This window comes from Paenibacillus sp. XY044 (genome assembly GCF_002257645.1).
Classification (GTDB): domain Bacteria; phylum Bacillota; class Bacilli; order Paenibacillales; family Paenibacillaceae; genus Paenibacillus_AQ.
Map to the genome: position 1 here is coordinate 58,502 of NZ_NQMO01000006.1, position 19,413 is coordinate 77,914.

Genomic DNA, 19,413 nt, shown 5'->3' on the forward strand with positions numbered 1-19,413 from the left:
AAGCTGGGTTGCGTACGCGACCAGTATCTGGATGGTCGTTTTTGCAGCGGCTCATATTTACTCGGCTCTCGGAGGATACTATGCGATTTCGAGCGATCCAGGCACTAACAACATCGATTCAGTAGAAGTAGCTGCCGACATTATCGTATCCATCATGTGTTTGGCAGGTGTTTTCGTTTCTCTCGCGGCTGTCCGGTCATGGGGTATTTTGGTACCGCGGTGGATTGTGTTAATACCTGCTTGGGTTGGGTGTTTCCTGCTTGTCCTAAGAGGGGGAGCTGGGGGAATCGACCAGATGATGAGAGTATCCGGGATCCTTCCTTATGGTTTCTTCGGAAGTTCGGGATCGGTTTATGTCATTTGGGCAGGTAGGTTTTTTGATGCCTATGTGATGATCGGGGCGATTCTTCTAGTAACAACAACCCGGATTTACCTGCGTAGGACGCGGAAATGAAAGTAATAAATGAGGAGTTGTTTGTAAATATGGTTTACAGAAAGAGGGGCTGAAATGTCTACAGCGCAATCAAAAAGAACTGGCCAGGTTATGCGTCATTTGTTTGGGTTTCTGTATTTATATTATTCCATATTTATTGGGCTTTTGGTGGGCGCTTTGGCCTTGGTGACGCATCGAGTCCAATTCCTCCTCTTCCCACGAGTCTTTCGGAATGGATTTATTTTTACGTTGTCATCATTATGTTTGCTGCCGGCACTATCGTTCCCCTTGCAACGATTCGATCTTGGAGGCGGTATTTTACTCGCCTGATGATAGTAATTGCATGTTGGATTGGATGCGTAGTATTGATTCTGCGTGGAGGCGCAGGATTTGTCGACGATTTTTTTCGGTCAACGGGCCTTCTGCCAAATGGGATCACTGGACTGACGTATGAGCAAACATATGGAGATGAACATATATCAACGTATACGCTATGGTCAAGCCGGGCAATGGATGGGTACTTTATTCTTGGCGGCGTTCTCTATGGTTTGACTGCTTGGTTCTATCAGAGCAGAATAGCCTCGTTGTTGAAGTCGAAAAAAAACCGACCTCATCATACGAACTCAACAAATGACGCCGGATAAAATTCTAGACGTCACGGCGTCACAGAATACCATACTTCATCGTTAAATGTGCAAAGTTGAAAGGGGTGCATTTCGATGAAAGAAGTGAGATGTGTCGTCGTTGGGGGAGGCCATGTAGGCCTCCATGCGGCTAAAGAGTTGGGGAAATCGGCCAAGGAGCTCGGGCGGACGATTCGGGTTACCCTTATTGACAAGGAACCTAACCATATTCGTAAGGTGTTGTTATTCAGGCCGGCCGTCGGTAGAGAGAGGATCGACCTCCCATGGTCTAGTTTGTTGCCTAAGCATATTCAATTCGTTCATGGTACAGTAACAGCCATAGGAAGTGGAGAGAAACATGTTCAATATTTAGATTCGAGTGGAAACGAACACCATCTAGATTATGACATTCTCGTCCTCACAGCAGGCAGTGTCGTGAAACGGCCAAATCAAGACCTTGGCGGTATAGCTCTGACGGATATAAATTCAGGAATCGCCATCAGAGAGAAATGGCGGACGAATATTAGCAAAGCTGCCGTAGAATTCAACCCCCAGGAACGAATGAGGCTTCTGACCGCCGCCGTTGCAGGAGCAGGTATCAGCGGGATCGAGACCGCTGCTGAATTGGGGCTTGCCATGCGTTCTGAAGCTGCCGAGCATGGACTGGATCCGAATCAGGTTCGGATCTACTTGCTTAACGCGAATCATCGGTTATTCATGGAAGGGCCGGATAAAGTAGGTCGAAAGCTGCAAAGTCTCCTAACCGATTACGGGGTTACTGTCTTTCATAAACACGTCGCGTTGCGTGAGAAGGGCGGGGAATTAAGCTTGCAAGATGGGCGATCTTTGCCTGTTGGCTTGTGCATCTGGACACTTGGACTCGAACCGAACCCCATTCTGAGATCACTGGGAGTGCCGCTTACCGCTGATGGCCGGGTTCAAGTTGACGAATGTTACCGAATCGGGGGGGAGGCCGGGTTATATAGTATCGGCGATTGTGCAAGAATCGTCGACCCTGTAACGGGACACGAAGATCCGATGACTTGCAAAGAGGGGATTGTTCAAGCCCGAAGGCTGAGGAAGATCGTCATCGCCGACATAGAAGGTCGCCCTGCTCCCGCCCATAAAGAGCTGCTGAATTTTTTTTGCATCGGAATGGGAGCTGAACGCGGATTACTGTGGACGAGGAAGTGGGGGGTGGACTTCCTTATTACAGGAAAGCTAGCTTGGAGAATCAAAAACTACGGATGGGATGCTGCGAGTCTGTTGAGGTAGTGAAAAGCCATGGATGGGAATAGAGGTAATGAGGTGGAAGAACTTTATGTTCAATATAAAGGATTGATGTTTAAAATCGCGTACCAGATGACCGGCTCGGTAGCAGACGCTGAGGATATCGTGCAGGATGTGTTTATCAAACTTTATGACGTGGACCCCGATCGATTGGCGAAACCTAAAGCCTATCTTTGCAAGATGGTGACCCGCCGTAGTATCGACCTTCTCAAATCAGCACGTAAGCGGAGGGAGCAATACTTCGGTCCATGGTTGCCGGAGCCTGCTCCGACCCCGGAGATGGATGCGATGGAGGCGGTTGTCCGTAACGATTTGCTTTCTTATGCCATGATGGTACTCCTTGAACATTTATCTCCTGCAGAACGTGCCGTATTCGTCCTTCGTGAGGCTCTTGGTTTTGAATATCCGTTAATTGCCGAGTTGCTCGATAAAAATGAAGTAAGCTGCCGTAAAATGATGAGTAGAGCCAGAGGAAAGATGGGCATCTCGGAAAATATACCGGTATCAAACGAATCGAATAATGAAGAATGGGTTCGATTATTTTTAACTGAACTTGAGAAAGGCAATATCAATAAAGTAATGGAGCTGCTTTCGGAAGACGTGCTGATTGTCTCTGACAGTGGAGGTAGAGCGATTGCGGCTATGCGTCCGATCCAAACACGCGAACTTGCAGCTCGTTTCTTACTCGGAGCGTATAGGAAAGCTCCGAAGCTTATAGGAGGGCTTGATATTGGATTGGCGAATATCAATGGCCAGATTGGGATCGTTGCCCGTTCCGGAAGTAAAGTGGTAGCCGTTGCTTTCATGCACTTTGAAAGAGGAAAGTTAAGAAATCTGTACATCCAGAGAAATTCGGACAAGCTGAAGCATATCCTATGATCGAATCCGAGTTTGGGAAGGTGATTCCGTTTTTTTACTTTGACTCATGATAGAAATACTGATGGCCATGGTGTCACGCTACAACACGCCGTTATTTCCGTTGAACGCGATCAGCGAGGTTTTCGCTCACCCGCTCAAGCACCATGATCAGCGCGATACAGAGACCCTGACCCGCAAATCGAAGCCCGCGGTTTCTCGCGGGCTCCACAAGACCCTAGGTCACGACCTTTTCAAGATCGCCGCACCATTTGCTCAAACCATACTTAGCGCCCCATTGGATTCCGGTTTGCTCGAGATGAAGGTTCACTTCTCCTTTTCCTAAATCCTCCAGCGTCCAGGTGACGGTGTGCTGCTAAACTCATTCCTCTTCTTCCCTTAATAGTTGTTTCAAGCGCAGCATATTGGTATTCCAGAACTGGGTGTAGTAAGCCACCCAATCTTGAACTTCACTGAGCGGAGATGCGTTCAGCCTGAATCGCGTTTCTCGGCCGACTTTCCGGTCAAGTACCAGTCCCGCCTCTTTAAGGATGGTCAAATGCTTGGAAACTGCCGTCCGGCCCATTTGAAAATGTGGCGTAAGTTCATGCAGCGGCAGCTCCTCTGTCTCGGATAACAGACGAATCAGGTGGCGTCTGGTTGGATCTGCAATGGCGTCAAACACATCCCGGTTCTCGTTGTTCTCGCTCACAACATCCTCTCCTAAGCTTTTCTCGATTTCCTGATAGGACACTGTTTGGTGACGATTTGATTATATGGCACCATTTAGTGTCGTGTCAATAACGTTATTAAAATGACTTGAGTCGCCGAGATCCCACGCAAACGCGCATCCCCCGGTTCCCAATAACTTCTTGACCCCACTTTACGGTCCTTTAACAAACCGAGTGTATACTGGACGTACAACAGCATATAAACTATTTTACGAAAGGAAAGGGTGCAGCTATGGGAATTCATACGTATTTCCAATCATTAAACGACCTCGAACGCATTATTCGTTGTCCCGGCAAGTTCAAATTTGAAGAGCACAGCGTTTCCGCTCATTCTTGGAAAGTCGTCCAGTACGCCAAAACATTAGCCGATATTGAAGAAACCAACGGAGTCACGGTGGACTGGAAGAAGCTGTACGAAATTACGAGCAGTCATGATTACGGCGAGATTTTTATCGGGGATATCAAAACGCCCGTGAAGCACCACTCCCTCGAACTGCGGGCGATGCTGCAGCAAGTGGAAGAAGGCATGGTCGCCCATTTCATTGACGAGCATATCCCGGCCGAGTTTCAGCCTATATTCCGCAGACAATTGCGCGAAGGCAAGGACGATTCCGTAGAAGGAAGAATACTGGAAGTAGCCGATAAACTCGATCAGATCTACGAAGCTTTTACCGAGCTGCAGCGGGGAAACACGGAAAAAGAGTTTGTCGTCATGTATAGAGATGCCCTCATCAAAATTAAAGGAATCAAGCTTCATTGCGTCGACTACTTTTTGCAGCATATTCTCCCCGATTTAGTAAGCGAAGGATCCAGATCCCCGATCGATATTGAAAAAATTACGAAAGAAGCATTGGCCTCATAAGTTATGATTTGCATGATGATTTGAATTCTCCTGCTTTTCGATCTTACTGAACCTCAATTCGTCCTCTTGAGCTATCCAGCTTCAATAGATTTTTCCTCTTTTTTTTAAAAAATATTTCCCTACATATGCTTTCGAACTAAGATTCAACCATTCCGTTCTGCCACCTCACCGGCATCTCCGTTAGAACTCCACTTCTGCGGCATTTCATCAATTCCTCCTCCCATTTAAGTTCCATTTAAATAAACGGGTTTACTCTAGGGCTATCCCATACAAGCCACAAGGAGTAATCATCCATGAACAATAAGAAAAAGAAGTCCAAGCGAATTCTGCTCATCAGTCTCACGCTGTCCGTTGCTACGGTCGGCGGCATCCTGTACGGACTGGCCGACCGCTATTTGATCCCGCATGTGGAAGAGGTGGTTGCACAGCCCAGCACGGCAGCGGCCATATCGTCATCCGCTTCAGGTACGCAGTCGGCTGCTACAACGAAGACGGCTGCTACGAACTCAGCATCTACGACATCCACGGCCTCAGCGGCAAACGCCACTTCTGACGACTGGAACTACAAGAGCGATAACGTAGATATCTCGGTCAAACAAGTGGAGACCGGCTCGGGCGAGGATAAAATTACGTATTACGTCGCCGATGTTCAGCTGAAGAACGCATCCAATCTTCGGACGGCTTTCGCGGATCATACTTTCGGCCGTAACATTACCGAGCATACCTCGGAGATCGCCTCCGCCAACAATGCCATTTTTGCCATTAACGGGGACTATTACGGGTTTCGAAACGATGGCGTCGTCATCCGGAACGGCACCTTGTATCGCGATGAGCCTGCGCGTGACGGGCTAGCGCTGTTCGCCGACGGGACGATGAAACCGTATAACGAGGAGGAGGTTTCCGCCGAGGATTTACTTGCCCAGGGCGTAACGAATACCTTCTCGTTCGGACCGGTTCTGGTGAAGGACGGCGCGACGGTGCAGGATTTTGATCACGTCAAAATCGATACCAATTTTGGCAACCGGACCATTGACGAGGCCAATCCGCGCACGGGGATCGGCATCATTTCGCCGAATCACTACGTGTTTGTCGTGGTCGACGGGCGGCAGCAGAATTACAGCCGGGGCATGACGCTGAACGAGTTTGCGGAGCTGTTTGAGGACTTGGGGGCGACCGAGGCCTACAACCTCGACGGCGGCGGTTCATCGACCATGTACTTTATGGGCAGAGTCGTCAACAGTCCCGGAGGCAAAGGCCAGGAGCGCGGCGTCAGCGACATTATTTATGTTGGGGAATAAAGGACCGGCGAAGATGAAGGAGGCTACCGACATGACAACCGTATTGATTCCGGCCTATGAGCCTGATCAGAGACTGCTGCAGCTGATTGCCGACCTGAAGGCGGTTTGCCGCTGCAGGATCGTCGTGGTCGATGACGGCAGCGGGGAGGCCTACGGGGAGCTGTTTCATTCGGCGCGTGAGGCCGGCTGCATCGTGCTGACTCACGGCAAGAACCTTGGCAAGGGGCGGGCCTTAAAAACCGGCTTTACCTTCCTGAAGGAGGCGGGGGAGACGGGAGGGATCGTCTGCGCGGACAGTGACGGACAGCATCTTCCGTCCGATATCGTACGGATTGCCGCGGCGGTCGATGAGCATCCCGAGCATATCGTGCTGGGCTGCCGGCATTTTACCGGCAGGGTGCCGCTGCGAAGCCGGTTCGGCAACCTAGCGACCCGCCTGGTGTACACTCTGACGACCGGGCATGCCGTCACGGACACGCAGACCGGGCTTCGCGGCTTCTCTTCGGCGATGCTGGACTGGATGTGCAGCATTCCGGGCGACCGCTTTGAGTATGAAATGAACATGCTGCTGCAGGCACGCGGGGATGGCTATCCCATCCATGAGGTGCCCATCGATACCGTCTATTTGGAAAAAAACAAGTCGTCCCATTTTCGCCCGATCGCGGATTCCGCCCGGATCTATGCCCCTATACTGAAGTTCTGTTCTTCATCCGTACTGTCGGCCGGGCTGGATTTCCTGCTGCTCTTCGCGCTCCAGATGGTTACCGGCAGCTTGCTCGTTGCCGTGGTGGGCTCGCGGTTGTGCAGCGCCATCTTCAACTATGCCATGAACCGGCGTTATGTATTCGTGAAAAGGGACGCCCCCCGGCTGATCGAATCGGCTCCGAAATACTTTGCGCTGGTCGTGCTGATTCTCGTGTTGAATTACGGCCTGATGGTATTGTTTCACGAGATCCTGGGAATCCCGCTTTTCATCGCCAAGCTGCTCACGGAAGGCTTCTTGTTCGTGTTCAGCTACTGGTGCCAGCGCAAATTCGTGTTCCATTCGCGAGCTCGTTCCGGCGGCAGGCCGCCCAAGGCGCATTTTAAGAGATATAAAAAAGTATAAGCTTTGCGGGCTTGAAGTCCTTATATCGCAAGAAAAGCTTCCGCTGAATGCAGTCTGGCTCCCTATAAAAAAAGAGCGATCCAATATGGACCGCTCTTTTTCGTATATTCATAGCTTTTCAAACAGGTCTAGCTTCGATTAAATTCCTCGTTTAAACGGCTCACGTAATGTTCCAGCACGTAATCCCTAACAAATTTCTCCTTAGCCTCGTTGTCCTCTTTCCTTTGAAACAAAACGTTCCTTTTCGTTCGTTCCGGCGCAGGCTTGTTAAGCCAGAGCTCCAAGGCTTCGCTCTCCAGCTGACGCTTTACCCTTCGTTCCGTCAGGTGATCCGCCGTCTTCCGGCTCTGGGTTGGAACAGATGGAGACAAGGCCGCCGCCGCTTCGGTCTGCTTCATAAGAAGCTCGGTGAGACGTTCGATTTTTTCCTGCTCACGCTGCAGCAGTTCGATCAGATGCTGATTAAATTGTTCCTGACTGTTAAATCGATCGATCACGGATTTCTCCAGTTCTGACAAGGCTTCGGCAAGATTACCGCTCACGCGCTCATCCTTGTGGACGCTGGCGTCGTTCACGATCGTGATCGTGGATGATTGGCCGATCAGAAGGGCTTCCTCAACCTGCTCCCCGTTCAGTCCCTTGGAGTATTCGTCGCGGATCCGGGCCAGCGTGGGGATGGCGGTGGAAGATATCAGATAACTTTTATGCTGCTTTTTCGTATGCAAGTGATGTCCGTGCCGGTCCATGTATCGTCTGATTGTTGGCTGAGGAATTTCAAGCTGTCCCGCCAAATCGGAAACTTTCAGCCATTGCTCATCGCTCATGTGCGCTCACTCTCCCATCATCATACGCTCATAGGTGTTTATATTCTGGACGCGGGGGGCTTTTTCCTTCGAGTATGGAACATTTATGGTTCGCTCAATCGCTCACGGATGGATTAGCTGAATTCGAGCAGTTCCAGTAATAACGGAGAGGGATTTCTGATTCTAGCCGTTACTTTATTAGCGTAAGCAGCGTTTATATTTTAGATGCCGAATAGTTCCTATCATGCGTGGTTACGTTAATTTAAACAATAAAATACATTTTTTAAACTTATTGGATGAACGAGTAGATATAATGAATACATTACATATCAACTAGAGAAAGTGAGAGGATTATCATTAACAAAGTCGCGTTATTTTTAACATCAATATTAATATTAGGATCTCTTGTTGCTTGCAATAGTGAACAGACCCGTTCTTCGACAAGTACGGATAAAACAACAAGCACTCAGGTAACGACTCAGCCTGGACAGGAAAATAAGGTGGCCAATGAGGGAACGGCACAGGATACTCAATCTTGGTCTTCGGAAAATAAGGAAGTAAAGCTAACGCCGGGTAAGGAAGAGAATTCATCATATGCTTCGGTAACCGTTGAAGTGAATGGAATGAAGAAGGAATTTAACTGGAGTTTTCCAAAGCTTGAAGAACCCCGGGTTTTCTATGCCGACATTACAGGCGATGGGAAGGAAGAGGCTGTGATCATCTTCAATACGGGAAGAGGCACGGGTTTGAGCATTGATGAAATACATGTGCTGAACAGTAAGGATCTCTCCGAAATCAAAGTACAGAGCTATCAGGAGATTGTCGCCGACCAGATTGAAACAAAGGTTACCCGGAAAAATAATGAGACTTTAGCTATTAAGGTGAAATCGCAGGGAAAAGAATATCAATTTGATTATCATGTTCCCGATCTAAATTTCAAGCAAGACAAGCTCAGCTTCGGGGGTGTCATTAATTACGGGTTGGAAAATCAAAAAATCATCTCCAGGTTAGGGGCGAGTGTCGGAGTGTCTCCCCAATACGTAGGCGATTTCAATGTCACCTATAAATTCGATCCTGCTAAAAATGAATTGATTGCCGATCAAATTACATTTGTACCTTCTGCGGACAATAAATAAAGACAAGGCTGGCCTGGGGCCAGCCTTGTCTTTATTTGAATTCGTTACAGCGTGTAATTAAAAAACGTATGGGCCCCAAGTGCAACTTTGGAGGTAATAACGACGGTGCTTCCACCCGGAAAGTCGTAGTAGAGTTTTCCGTTATCCGTGTAACTCAGTTTATTGAATAACGTTGTTACCGTGTAGAACAACTTGTCGCCAATCGGGTTGGAAAAGCTGCTCAGGTTTTGTGCGACGCCTACGCAATTTTTCCATACGGCGCTGCTTGTATCGGGAGCAAGGCATTTAGCCAGGTTATCGTCCCAAAAACAAGAGAACGCATTCTTTTGCAGGACGACGGCTTCAATCGTGGTCAGGTTTTTAAATTCTCCTGATGTAGCATTTTTTCGGTTCGCCACGACGTAGGCAACGCCGACGCGGGACTCGGAGTCGTTCTCCGTCTCACCGTAAAGTGTTCTTGCCAACAGATCGACGCTGTCACGCCCGTAAAGCTGGTCTCTCGAAGTAAGTTTGTCACCAATTGCCATAAATATGACCTCCTATAAAGTGAAAGTGTAGTTCGCCTTAGCGGCGACTCACTATATAAAGAGGATTTGAGTCTATGATGTACAACCACTCTCGAAATTTAAATTCAGATCACTAATATCGAAACTTCGTATGACCTCGATCATCTTGATGTAGAGCTCCTGCTTCAGGTCCTCTCGGTGATCGGCCGGTACTTGGTACAGTGAAGCTTTAATTTTTGGGGTGAAGGCCGCCAGAATCTGTGCTGTTGCTTCTTTGTCGTTATGTAACTGGGCCCTAACCAATAATTCAGTCATCATAAAATATAGCCCCTTTATGTTACTTTTTCTGTAATTCATTTTTTAAGCTAATAATCGCTTCGCTTAATTCGATTATTTTTTTCTCGAAACGAAGAAGCAGATAAGCGGTGATGGCGATAGGAAAGCCTAAATTGGCAATTACGCCAACGAAGTCGATCTCATTCATAAAACTTCTCCTCCTTCCTCTTGCTCTTTTAGTAACTGGCTTAGCTTGGATAGAGCTTTTAAACGATGCTTGGAGATGTTCTGTTGGGATCCCCCCAGGAGCTTGGCAATTTCCCTGTCATTTAATTGATGGATGAAAGCAAGAGATAAGATCTTTTGCTGCTGCTCCGAGAGGGTTTCATAAGCTTGATAAAGTGTGGGATTCGCGATGTGATGCTTTAGGTCAGGAGATACAGGTTCCGGATCGTAAACCGTCATTAAAGTGGATTCCAGGTTTTCTTGATTGTCCAGGGTTAACGGGTATCGATTAGCCACAAGACGTCTCTTTTTGTCGTGATTAATAGAGTTGTAGTAAATAAGATTGGCCATGTATTTAATGAACCGCCTATTAACATGTTCGTCCGCTGATATAAAGACCACCCCTTTGAAGAGACCATTATATGTAATAAAGAGATGATGAGGGATTTTTTTACAACTACACATAAAAATGAACATATGTTCTGTTTTTGGGCCGTAAAAATAGATCAATTATATTGATCTATGAATAGTTACGGATATGGATTTAATTGTTATATGTTCATAATGCTAACGTACTAATACAGAACATTAATGGATGCACCTTAAGTAGGGATATGAAAACATGAGATCGAATCCCATCCATCTTATGCTTTCTACTTCGGTGTTACGTGAATTTTATGATAACATGATACGTAACAATACGCAATATTATTGGCGTCATCCCCGTTCTCCGTTCCTATCTGACACTGCATACAAAAAGCAGACGCCGGTTTTTACCGGTGTCTGCTAGTCCGACGTAAGAATCGGTCGTATTACAACTTCCAAATCCGATACAAAATCACCGAGCGGAGAATGAGGGTACAGCTCCAAAAGAGCATGATCGCAATGACCGGATGCAGCGCGGACAACACACCGATTCGGGATGACAGCACCGCAGTCAGAATGATGCCTATTGTCATGCCGAGCAGTCCTAGACTTCTCCGGATCAGCTTCCCGGGCAAACGGCCGATCCAGGCTAACACAACCATAATTAGAGGCAGCAAAGAGAAATACCTGGGGAAATTTTCATGGATGGGCCAGTTATCCGGACTGACGAAGAGGGCAAGCCCAGCGAGAAGTACCTGGAGTGCAACGGAGATGGTAAACAACCATGCGAGCGTCATAAAACAGATACGGGCTATCCGGGAGTAGGATCTGTTCACCATCATGCCTCACCGTCCGTTCGCGAATCCAGAACACTTGGGTCAGCGTGAATAAGAATATGGGAAATTTCAGCGGGGTCTGTCTCGTGAATCGCGTAGACATGCGGTTGTCTAGGCAGACGCAGTCGGGTATGGTCGTGAAAAAAGCGCGTAATCAGCGTGCCGATCGCTTTTCCGTTTTCTTGCTGGATCACGCTCCAAAATCGCCTTTCCCGGTTCTCCCATGGTCCCCAGTGCTCTTCCGATTGGGGGAAAGTCCCCGGCAGAACCGGCCGGGTGACTAAACCCGCTTCTACAATTTCCGCAGCCAAGGGCTGAAACAGTTTAAGGCAGTAAAAGCCATAGGCGGAATCACCGCCTTTTGCAAAAATTCGTTCCGTTTCCTCGAGATGGCGGTCCCAAACCGGCTTCCATTGGTCATCGATATATTGCTGGGCATGGGCAGCGAGCACATGCAGGGTCTTCTCTTTTAACGTTTCGGATAGATGCTTCACTTTTCGTCCTCCATTCATTTAGGGGTTATACGCGTTCCCAATCGGCTTTCCAAGCTTTAATAGACCGCTTGATACTTTCAGGAGTGAGATGATCTTTTACGGCCTTGTCGCACAAAGCCATCCATTCCTCATCCGGTGCGAATCGCAGTGCAAGGATTTGATTCGTTGTCAGACGGGGATCGAGCAGCTTGCCGGTAAGTGCAAAGCAGCGCAAGTTTTCTTCAGCCCGAATGGCGCGGTCCTGAGCCTTGCAGGCAAACCTCCGGGCGAAGATCATCGTCATGACCGCTATCAGGGAGACAGACACGAACAGCAGCGAGGAAAACAGCGATATCCCGCGCATTTCAGCGACAAACAGATGGATGAGGGAAGCGATCAGCGTAATAAAACCCAGGGGCACCAGGAAAAAATGAAACGCCGGGACCATCCTGACGTGATTTTTGTAATGTTGTGATTTCATTTTCAAAACCTCCTTTCTCGAGATTGTGAGTGAGTACACACTCATTCATGCAGACATGTAGCTGCTTCAGAAATAGCAAGCTCAACCTTTTCGATATTTGAGTGAGCGCACACTCATTTTGCCATTGATCTTACTGATCGCTGAGATGAACTCGCTTGACAATGAGTGAGTGCACACTCATAATGGAAGCATAACCAGTAATTACTGCCATGTCAATAGAGTGAGGGATACCATTGGACTTAAAAAATAAAATAGCCGATGCCGCAGAACAGGTGTTATTAAGGAACGGGCTGGCCAAGACCACAACCAAGGAAATCGCCAAGGCTGCCGGCTGCTCCGAAGGATCGTTGTATAACCACTTTTCCAGCAAAGAAGATTTATTTCTTCATGTGATTCGGGGACAATTGAAGCATTTGATGAGTACCTTAAAGTCGCTGCAAGCTCTCGGGGGTAAAGAAACCGTTCGGCGCAATCTGGAGCAGGTTGCTCTCGCAGCGTTGGAGGATTTTCACAGCTCCATGTCCCTGATCGGTTCCATTTTCTCTGAGCCGGGTCTGTTGCTTCGTCAGCGGGAAGGATTTCAGCTGCGGAATGAAGGTCCCCATCGGGCAAACGAAGCCGTAGAAGCCTATTTGAATCAAGAGAAGCAGCTGGGCAGAATCGGGGAAAACACGGATTCGAGAGCGATTGCCGATTTACTCCTGGGGAGCTGCTTCCAGCATGCGTTCCAGATTAACTTTTTGGGCAAAGAAGAGTCGTCCGAAGAACGGGCACAATTTGCGGGCCGCGTTTTGGATACTTTATCTGCCGTATTATAAATAAATCCAACCCAGCCTCCCTAGGCTGGTTTTTTTGTCTGTGAATTGCATGGCTAAACATCCTGATCTCGCAATAAAAATTTCCGCTAAACGCGGTCTGTCTACTTTGAATGTACGTCGATAGACATTTTTATTTAGAGATTAGAAAATATAAACTTCCGAGGCTAAACGTCCTGATCTCGCAATAAAAATTTCCGCTAAACGCGGTCTGTCTACTTTGAATGTACGTCGATAGACATTTTTATTATAATCATAGCTAATAGAACGGCTGGACCTCTTTTCCAGATCATCAGAACAGGGGAGTGATGGCATGCAGGATCAAATGCTCGACCGCTTGAAGGGCGGCCTGTACGGCGTGGCCGTGGGCGACGCGCTTGGCGGAACGACGGAGTTTATGAGTGTTCGAGAAGTAAAAGCCCAATACGGCTATTTGACGGAGATCATCGGCGGCGGGGTATGGCAGCTCGAACCGGGAGAAGTGACCGACGATACGATGATGACGCTCTGCGTGGCGGAAGGGATGCTGGAGAATCCCGCAGAGCCGCTGGAGGCGATCGGGCGTCATTTTATGGAATGGTATCAATCGCGGCCTAAGGACATCGGAAACATCATCCGGCACGTATTTGAAAAATATGAAGGGGATTGGTTCGAAGCCGCCTTTATCGCACATGCGGATATGGGTCAGAGCGGCGGGAACGGCTCCCTGATGCGCTGCCTGCCTGCGGCGCTGGCTTACAAAGACCCGGCGGAGATCGAGCGGGTGACGATCATGCAATCACGGATGACGCATTACGATCCAAGATGCGCGGAAGCCTGCATGATCTATAATCGCATTGCCGATCGTCTTTTGCAGAGTGAAGACTTAAAAGCAGCGATCTTGGCAGAGGTCGCAGGCAGCGAATACGAAGGGTTAATCGAAGACGAACCGGACTGCCCTCCCAGCGGATTTGTGGTTCATACGTTCCGGTGGGTGCTGCATATCCTGCTTCACGCGTCCGACTTCAGCGATGCGGTGCAGCGGGCGGCCAATCTGGGAGGCGATTCCGATACGATCGGAGCGATCGCCGGCGGATTGGCAGGCATATATTACGGCCATGAAGGGATTCCGGCCAAGTATGCGGAGGCCATCCTGATCAAGGAGCGGCTCGACCGGGTGGTCTCGCAGCTGCATGCGTTGAGAACTTCATCGTAAATGGGGCCCGGGCAGTAAAAGGGAAAAGGGCACCTCGCCAGGTGCCCATTCTTATTCTATTTTCATCCGTTACAACACTTTGCGGAAAAACTTGCGGATATCCTTGATCATCAGATCCGATGCGTCGATCGCGGCAAAATGCGTACCCCGCTCGAATTCGTTCCAATGCACGATGCGGTTGCCCTGCTCGGCAAAGCGGCGGATCGCTACGTCGGATAACTGGAATACCGCGACACCCACGGGGGTCGGCGACATATCCTTCGGAGCCCAGGCACCCGGATCGTGGGCACCTTCGTAATACATGCGAGTGGAAGAGTTCGCCGTTCCTGTCAGCCAGTACAGCATGAGGTTGGTGAGGAACGTATCGCGGTCTACGGCATCGACCGTATCCCCGAACCCGTTAAACAATTCGCAGGTCCACGCCAGCAGCAAGGCAGGAGAATCATGAAGCCCATAAGCGAGCGTCTGCGGTCTGGTGGACTGGATCATGTTAAACCCGAATCTTTCCTTCATAAAATGCCCCAACCGGCCGACCCGAACCTTCTCGGCATCGGTCAGCGACGCGAACACATCGTCTTCGATGGCCCCGAACGGCACAAAGCCCATGGTCGCTGCGTTCACATGCACCCCGATAACGCGGCCGGCGGCGATGCGGCCGATTTCAGGCGCTATCATGGCGCCCATATCCCCGCCCTGCACGCCGTACTGCTCATAGCCGAGCAGCATCATGAGCGCATCCAGCGCTTTGGCTGTCCGGGATGGGCTCCAGCCCGCCTCGGTCGTCGGACCCGACAGGCCGAAGCCCGGCAGCGAAGGGATGATCAGGTGAAATGCATCTGCGGCATCGCCGCCGTACGATGTCGGGTCTGTCAGCGGACCGACAAGCTTCAGGAACTCCACTGGAGAGCTGGGCCAACCGTGAATGAGCATGAGCGGCACCGCACCCGGCTCGGAGGATCGAATATGGAAGAAGTGGATGTTGGCGCCATCGATCGTCGTCGTGAATTGAGGATAGCTGTTGAGGAGCTGCTCCTGCTTGGTCCAGTCAAAAGAATGCTCCCAGTACCCCGCCATGTCTTTGACAAAAGAGAGCGGTGCTCCATAATTCCAGCCTGCGCCCGGAAGCTCATCCGGCCAGCGGGTCAAGCTTAAGCGCTGCTTCAGTTCCTGAAGCTCAGCCGGCGTCGTTTCCAAGCGGAAGGGGCGGATCGTGTCTGGTTTGGTTGGATCGTTGACGAACATTTTCATTTTTAGCATCCTCCTTGGGGGTTCTTATGTTTTTATTGTAGGCCCCTCACCTTGACAACATGATGTCAGTGAGAAATGCAGGGATTTAAAAAGTTATTTTTTGTGAATCGTCCATTTCATTGATAAAGGAGAGGGGTAGCTTGAAAGTAGAACGGCTGCTTGGCATTACCATGATCCTGCTAAGCCGGCGCAGGGTGAACGCCCAAACCTTGGCCGATAAGTACGAGGTGTCGCTCCGCACGATCTACCGCGATCTCGAGACGATCAACGCTGCGGGGATTCCCATCGTGTCGTACGCGGGTACGGATGGCGGGTATGAAATTATGGAGAAGTACCGGATCGAGAGGCAGATTGTCACCTTGGAAGACCTGAAATCGATCCTCGTCGCCCTAAAAGGCGTACAAGCTTCGCTGGATGACCGGGAAATGGATGATCTGCTGACCAAGATCAAGGCGCTCGTGGCCAAATCCGAGCAGGACCAAATGGAGGAAGAGGGCGAAACGCTCGTGTTTGACACCAACCTGTGGCATGGAGGGGGAATCAAGGATAAGTCCGTTCTCGTTTCGCTGCGGCAGGCGTCCAAGCACCGGTCGGTGGTATCCTTCCTGTACACCAATACGGAAGGCACAGCCGAGCAGCGCGAAGTCGAACCCATCGGCCTGGCTTGGAAGGGGTACGCCTGGTATTTATATGCCTACTGCCGTACCCGTCAGGATTACCGGACGTTTCGGGTTTCCCGATTGAGCGGCTTGAAGGTGCACTTGGAGCAATTCCCGCACCGCGGCGTGCATATGGAAGAACTGGATGCAAGGTGGGGGAACCAGGAGACCGGACCGGCGGTTTCCCTCCTGCTGCGTTTTAAGCCGCGGTTGAGAGTGCGGGTAGAAGAGGCTTTTGGCATAGGGAACGTCGAAACGGAAGAGGACGGATCGTTGCTGGTCCGGGCGAGTTACCCGGATAATCATTGGATGTACGGCATGCTGCTGAGTTATGGGCCTGATTTGCGGGTGCTCGAACCGGATGATGTAGCCGAGAGGATTAGGCATATGGCGGAACAAACGGCGGGGAATTACGAACACGCTTGATGCTGGGAATAATACGTCGACTTCTTCAAACATGACAACAAATCCACGGCCGAAAATCGGCTGTGGATTTTTGTTTGATGCGGAATGTATGTTCTTCCGAGTCAGCCTTGACGGCAGCAAAAATTAATTTTGAGATTTTTTTCACAAACCCCTTGCAATGGTAAAAGGGAAGGTGTATGATTAAGCCATAAAGAGGTTGTGATATAAATCACAAACAAATCAAGGCAGCTAAATCATCGGTGATTATTTTTTTGAAGTATATTGTGCATTATTTCACAATCAGGCAGCATCCTCCATTCCGCTGCTTATCCATTAAGTGTGGTCCATACCGTTAAACTTCATCCATTTCATTCCCTTGAAGGAGGAATTACCATGAAAGTCGCAGTCATTGGATGTACCCATGCCGGAACCGCCGCTGTGAAAAGTATTGCCGTGCAGCACCCGGAAGCCCAAATTACGGTTTACGAACGCAACGATAACATTTCGTTCCTGTCGTGCGGCATCGCCCTTCACGTCGGGGGCGTCGTCAAAGACGCAGGCGGATTGTTCTACAGCAATCCGGAAGAGCTGGCCGGGCTTGGCGCCGTGACCCGGATGCGGCACGAAGTGCTGGCCGTCGACACCAACGCCAAGACGCTGAACGTCCGCAACCTGGTGACCGGCGAGGAATTTACGGACAGCTATGATAAGCTGGTGGTCACCACAGGCTCGTGGCCGGTTATTCCGAAGATGGAAGGAATCGATTTGGACAATGTCCAGCTGTGCAAAAACTACGCTCACGCGCAGGAAATCATTGCCCGTGCTGCCGATGCAGAGCGCATCACAGTGATTGGCGCCGGGTATATCGGCATCGAGCTGGTGGAAGCATTCCGCGAGCTGGGCAAGCAGGTCACTCTGATCGATAACATGGACCGCGTCATGGCCAAGTACCTCGACCGCGATCTGACCGAATTGGCCGAGCAGACGCTGAAGGACCGCGGCGTGCGGCTGGCCCTGGGCCGGGCGGTGGAAGGCTTCCGCGGAAGCGATGGCAAGGTACGCGAGGTCGTTACCACGGACGGCACGTTTGAAGCCGATATGGTCGTGCTGTGCATCGGCTTCCGTCCCGGCACGGATTTGCTGAAAGGCCAGGTCGACATGCTGCCAAACGGCGCGATTATCGTCGACGACTATATGCGCACCAGCAATCCCGACGTACTGGCCGCTGGAGACAGCTGCGCCGTACGCTACAATCCGACGGGAACGGCGATGTACATTCCGCTGGCTACCAACGCGGTGCGGATGGGTACGCTGGCCGGCATGAACTTGGTGCAGCCGACCGTGCGCTATCAAGGTACCCAGGGAACGTCGGCCATCCGGCTGTTTGACTGGAACATCGCTTCGACGGGCATGACGGAGGCCGCTGCGTTTGCTGCAGGCTTGAATGTGAAAACTGTAACCATTCATGAGAACAACCGTCCGGAGTTCATGCCGACATACGATGACGTGATGCTGAAGCTGGTCTTCGAAGCGGACGGCGGCCGAATCGTTGGGGCCCAGGTGATGTCGAAGGCCGATATGACCCAGGCGGCCAATACGTTGTCGGTGTGCATCCAGAACCGGATGACGGTGCAGGAGCTGGCTTTCGTGGATTTCTTCTTCCAGCCGCATTACAACAAGCCATGGAACGTGCTGAATACGGCCGGGTTGGCCGCCATGGACGAAATGAAGAAGGAGCAGGCTGCTCCGGAAGCTGCTGTCCAAACGAAACTAGCTGTTTAATGTAACACCGAGTCATTTCCTGACTTATTCCAACCAGGAATTTCCATCCCGGCGGGAAGCGGGATTGCCAGCCTGTTTCTTGCCACCACCATAACCATGCTTTATTCCGGTCCGCAGCGGGCCGGAATTTTTTTGCCTTTTTCGCAAAGGCTGGCGCGGAATGGTCTCGATACTCAATAAAAAATGTTGGGATCTATTGACAAATCACATCAAACTGCATAATATCTTAATTAATCAAGATATTATATAAATCAAGATAATTAACCGGTCTAGATATATGGAGATGTTTGGGGATTGGATTACGGATTAAGGAACCGTGTCGTATTGATCACCGGCGGATCTCGGGGGATCGGCAAAGCTGCGGCCGTCCAAGACACCGCCAATCTCATCGTTTATCTGGGCTCGGCAGCCAACACGTTTGTGAACGGGGAAGAAATCCGTGTAACCGGCGGCAAATAATTCAAAGGAGATGGAAAACATGAACTTGAGTCAGGCACAGGACCGGAAAGAAATCGAACGGCTGTTTGAACAGCTGAAAGGGGCTTGGGGGAAAGGGGACGGCGAGGCATATGGGGCATGCTTTACCGATCAGGCGGACTATGTCACTTTCCAAGGAGAACATTTGCAGGGAAGAAAGGCGATCGCTGATGTGCATCAGGAGCTGTGGAACGGCGTATTAAGAGGGTCGACGCTGGATGGGGAGATCACGAAAATCAAGTTCATCACGCCGGAGCTGGCGATCTTTCACGGCGTGGGTGTCGTCAAATTGAGATGGCAGAAACAGGCGCCGAAGAAACGGGACTCGATCAACACCAATGTAGTCGTAAAGCAAAATGGCGAGTGGCGCATCGCGGCTTTTCAGAACAGCCGGATTTCGGGCCCCGGTTTGATGCAAAAAATATTCACAAAGCTGAGCTCACGGCGGGTTGTTCAGCAGTAACAAAATCAACCCCTCACGCTTTGCCGGCAATCGCTGCAGCAGGCCGGAAAAGACGAAAGGGGTCACC

24 protein-coding genes and 2 pseudogenes are annotated in these 19,413 nt (G+C 50.2%); 15 read left to right on the forward strand and 11 right to left on the reverse strand.

The window, feature by feature from the left end; genetic code table 11:
- Positions 1–31 precede the first annotated feature (31 nt).
- The 5 genes and pseudogenes from CJP46_RS37595 to CJP46_RS37605 form a co-directional block, all read left to right on the forward strand.
- Entirely contained in the window at positions 32–454 is a 423-nt protein-coding gene (locus CJP46_RS37595; RefSeq protein WP_373558029.1) for a DUF3995 domain-containing protein, read from the forward strand.
- Positions 455–573: 119 nt separating this feature from the next.
- Complete coding sequence (locus CJP46_RS37600) at positions 574–1,077, forward strand: DUF3995 domain-containing protein (RefSeq protein ID WP_373558030.1); 504 nt, start codon at positions 574–576, stop codon at positions 1,075–1,077.
- Positions 1,078–1,152: 75 nt separating this feature from the next.
- On the forward strand, positions 1,153–2,331 hold the full coding sequence (locus tag CJP46_RS22715; RefSeq protein WP_094597923.1) for an NAD(P)/FAD-dependent oxidoreductase: 1,179 nt from the start codon (positions 1,153–1,155) through the stop codon (positions 2,329–2,331).
- A gap of 33 nt (positions 2,332–2,364) precedes the next feature.
- Positions 2,365–3,225 carry an RNA polymerase sigma factor SigJ gene (gene sigJ, locus CJP46_RS22720; protein WP_094598231.1) on the forward strand — a complete coding sequence of 287 codons (861 nt, stop codon included), beginning with the start codon at positions 2,365–2,367 and terminating at the stop codon, positions 3,223–3,225.
- Positions 3,226–3,295: 70 nt separating this feature from the next.
- Positions 3,296–3,388: pseudogene (locus CJP46_RS37605) on the forward strand (hypothetical protein); the annotation flags it as partial.
- A gap of 51 nt (positions 3,389–3,439) precedes the next feature.
- Here CJP46_RS37605 and CJP46_RS37175 read toward each other — a convergent pair.
- Both CJP46_RS37175 and CJP46_RS22730 read right to left on the reverse strand, forming a co-directional pair.
- A pseudogene (locus CJP46_RS37175) lies at positions 3,440–3,577 on the reverse strand (SRPBCC family protein); the annotation flags it as partial.
- 6 nt (positions 3,578–3,583) lie between these two features.
- Entirely contained in the window at positions 3,584–3,913 is a 330-nt protein-coding gene (locus CJP46_RS22730; RefSeq protein ID WP_094597924.1) for an ArsR/SmtB family transcription factor, read from the reverse strand.
- Between the two features lie 251 nt (positions 3,914–4,164).
- Between CJP46_RS22730 and CJP46_RS22735 the strand changes: the two genes are divergently transcribed.
- From CJP46_RS22735 to CJP46_RS22745, 3 genes are all read left to right on the forward strand, one after another.
- Positions 4,165–4,794 (forward strand): HD domain-containing protein, encoded by a 630-nt coding sequence (locus CJP46_RS22735; protein ID WP_094597925.1) that lies wholly within the window; start codon positions 4,165–4,167, stop codon positions 4,792–4,794.
- A 293-nt stretch (positions 4,795–5,087) separates the two neighbouring features.
- Complete coding sequence (locus CJP46_RS22740; RefSeq protein WP_094597926.1) at positions 5,088–6,092, forward strand: phosphodiester glycosidase family protein; 1,005 nt, start codon at positions 5,088–5,090, stop codon at positions 6,090–6,092.
- Between the two features lie 31 nt (positions 6,093–6,123).
- Positions 6,124–7,200: a bifunctional glycosyltransferase family 2/GtrA family protein gene (locus CJP46_RS22745; protein WP_094597927.1), complete on the forward strand. Its 1,077-nt coding sequence runs from the start codon at positions 6,124–6,126 to the stop codon at positions 7,198–7,200.
- A gap of 128 nt (positions 7,201–7,328) precedes the next feature.
- Here CJP46_RS22745 and CJP46_RS22750 read toward each other — a convergent pair whose 3' ends face one another.
- Positions 7,329–8,024 (reverse strand): hypothetical protein, encoded by a 696-nt coding sequence (locus CJP46_RS22750; protein WP_094597928.1) that lies wholly within the window; start codon positions 8,022–8,024, stop codon positions 7,329–7,331.
- A gap of 479 nt (positions 8,025–8,503) precedes the next feature.
- Here CJP46_RS22750 and CJP46_RS22755 point away from each other — a divergent pair, with 479 nt between their 5' ends.
- The gene (locus tag CJP46_RS22755; RefSeq protein WP_256992479.1) at positions 8,504–9,139 is read left to right on the forward strand and encodes a hypothetical protein; all 636 of its coding nucleotides are present in this window, start codon (positions 8,504–8,506) and stop codon (positions 9,137–9,139) included.
- Between the two features lie 44 nt (positions 9,140–9,183).
- Here the strand turns inward: CJP46_RS22755 and CJP46_RS22760 are convergent, their stop codons facing one another.
- The 7 genes from CJP46_RS22760 to CJP46_RS22790 form a co-directional block, all read right to left on the reverse strand.
- A complete protein-coding gene (locus CJP46_RS22760; RefSeq protein WP_094597930.1) occupies positions 9,184–9,666 on the reverse strand; it encodes a cell wall hydrolase in 483 nt (160 codons plus the stop codon).
- Positions 9,667–9,738: 72 nt separating this feature from the next.
- Positions 9,739–9,963: a helix-turn-helix domain-containing protein gene (locus CJP46_RS22765; protein ID WP_179281279.1), complete on the reverse strand. Its 225-nt coding sequence runs from the start codon at positions 9,961–9,963 to the stop codon at positions 9,739–9,741.
- 19 nt (positions 9,964–9,982) lie between these two features.
- A complete protein-coding gene (locus tag CJP46_RS22770) occupies positions 9,983–10,129 on the reverse strand; it encodes a YvrJ family protein (protein WP_094597932.1) in 147 nt (48 codons plus the stop codon).
- On the reverse strand, positions 10,126–10,623 hold the full coding sequence (locus CJP46_RS22775; protein ID WP_094597933.1) for a sigma-70 family RNA polymerase sigma factor: 498 nt from the start codon (positions 10,621–10,623) through the stop codon (positions 10,126–10,128). Before CJP46_RS22775 ends, CJP46_RS22770 begins: the two co-directional genes overlap by 4 nt.
- Positions 10,624–10,958: 335 nt before the next feature.
- Entirely contained in the window at positions 10,959–11,354 is a 396-nt protein-coding gene (locus CJP46_RS22780; protein WP_179281281.1) for a DUF6220 domain-containing protein, read from the reverse strand.
- Positions 11,351–11,842, reverse strand: coding sequence for a DUF6022 family protein (locus CJP46_RS22785; protein ID WP_094597935.1), 492 nt, complete (start codon positions 11,840–11,842; stop codon positions 11,351–11,353). The genes CJP46_RS22780 and CJP46_RS22785 overlap by 4 nt, the downstream gene beginning before the upstream one ends.
- A 25-nt stretch (positions 11,843–11,867) precedes the next feature.
- Complete coding sequence (locus CJP46_RS22790) at positions 11,868–12,302, reverse strand: DUF6526 family protein (protein ID WP_094597936.1); 435 nt, start codon at positions 12,300–12,302, stop codon at positions 11,868–11,870.
- A gap of 233 nt (positions 12,303–12,535) precedes the next feature.
- On the opposite strand from CJP46_RS22790, the gene CJP46_RS22795 reads away from it, so the two are divergent.
- Complete coding sequence (locus tag CJP46_RS22795) at positions 12,536–13,120, forward strand: TetR/AcrR family transcriptional regulator (protein ID WP_094597937.1); 585 nt, start codon at positions 12,536–12,538, stop codon at positions 13,118–13,120.
- A 310-nt stretch (positions 13,121–13,430) separates the two neighbouring features.
- Positions 13,431–14,312 (forward strand): ADP-ribosylglycohydrolase family protein, encoded by an 882-nt coding sequence (locus CJP46_RS22800; RefSeq protein WP_094597938.1) that lies wholly within the window; start codon positions 13,431–13,433, stop codon positions 14,310–14,312.
- Positions 14,313–14,381: 69 nt separating this feature from the next.
- Here the strand turns inward: CJP46_RS22800 and CJP46_RS22805 are convergent, their stop codons facing one another.
- Positions 14,382–15,560, reverse strand: a complete 1,179-nt coding sequence (locus tag CJP46_RS22805) for an epoxide hydrolase family protein (RefSeq protein ID WP_218831049.1) — start codon at positions 15,558–15,560, stop codon at positions 14,382–14,384.
- A 140-nt stretch (positions 15,561–15,700) separates the two neighbouring features.
- Here CJP46_RS22805 and CJP46_RS22810 point away from each other — a divergent pair, with 140 nt between their 5' ends.
- The 4 genes from CJP46_RS22810 (at position 15,701) to CJP46_RS22820 (ending at position 19,346) form a co-directional block, all read left to right on the forward strand.
- Entirely contained in the window at positions 15,701–16,645 is a 945-nt protein-coding gene (locus tag CJP46_RS22810; RefSeq protein WP_094597939.1) for a helix-turn-helix transcriptional regulator, read from the forward strand.
- A gap of 372 nt (positions 16,646–17,017) precedes the next feature.
- Complete coding sequence (locus tag CJP46_RS22815; RefSeq protein ID WP_179281282.1) at positions 17,018–18,406, forward strand: FAD-dependent oxidoreductase; 1,389 nt, start codon at positions 17,018–17,020, stop codon at positions 18,404–18,406.
- 294 nt (positions 18,407–18,700) lie between these two features.
- Positions 18,701–18,865, forward strand: coding sequence for a hypothetical protein (locus CJP46_RS36635; protein WP_179281283.1), 165 nt, complete (start codon positions 18,701–18,703; stop codon positions 18,863–18,865).
- Between the two features lie 19 nt (positions 18,866–18,884).
- Positions 18,885–19,346 carry an SgcJ/EcaC family oxidoreductase gene (locus CJP46_RS22820; RefSeq protein ID WP_094597940.1) on the forward strand — a complete coding sequence of 154 codons (462 nt, stop codon included), beginning with the start codon at positions 18,885–18,887 and terminating at the stop codon, positions 19,344–19,346.
- Positions 19,347–19,413 lie beyond the last annotated feature (67 nt).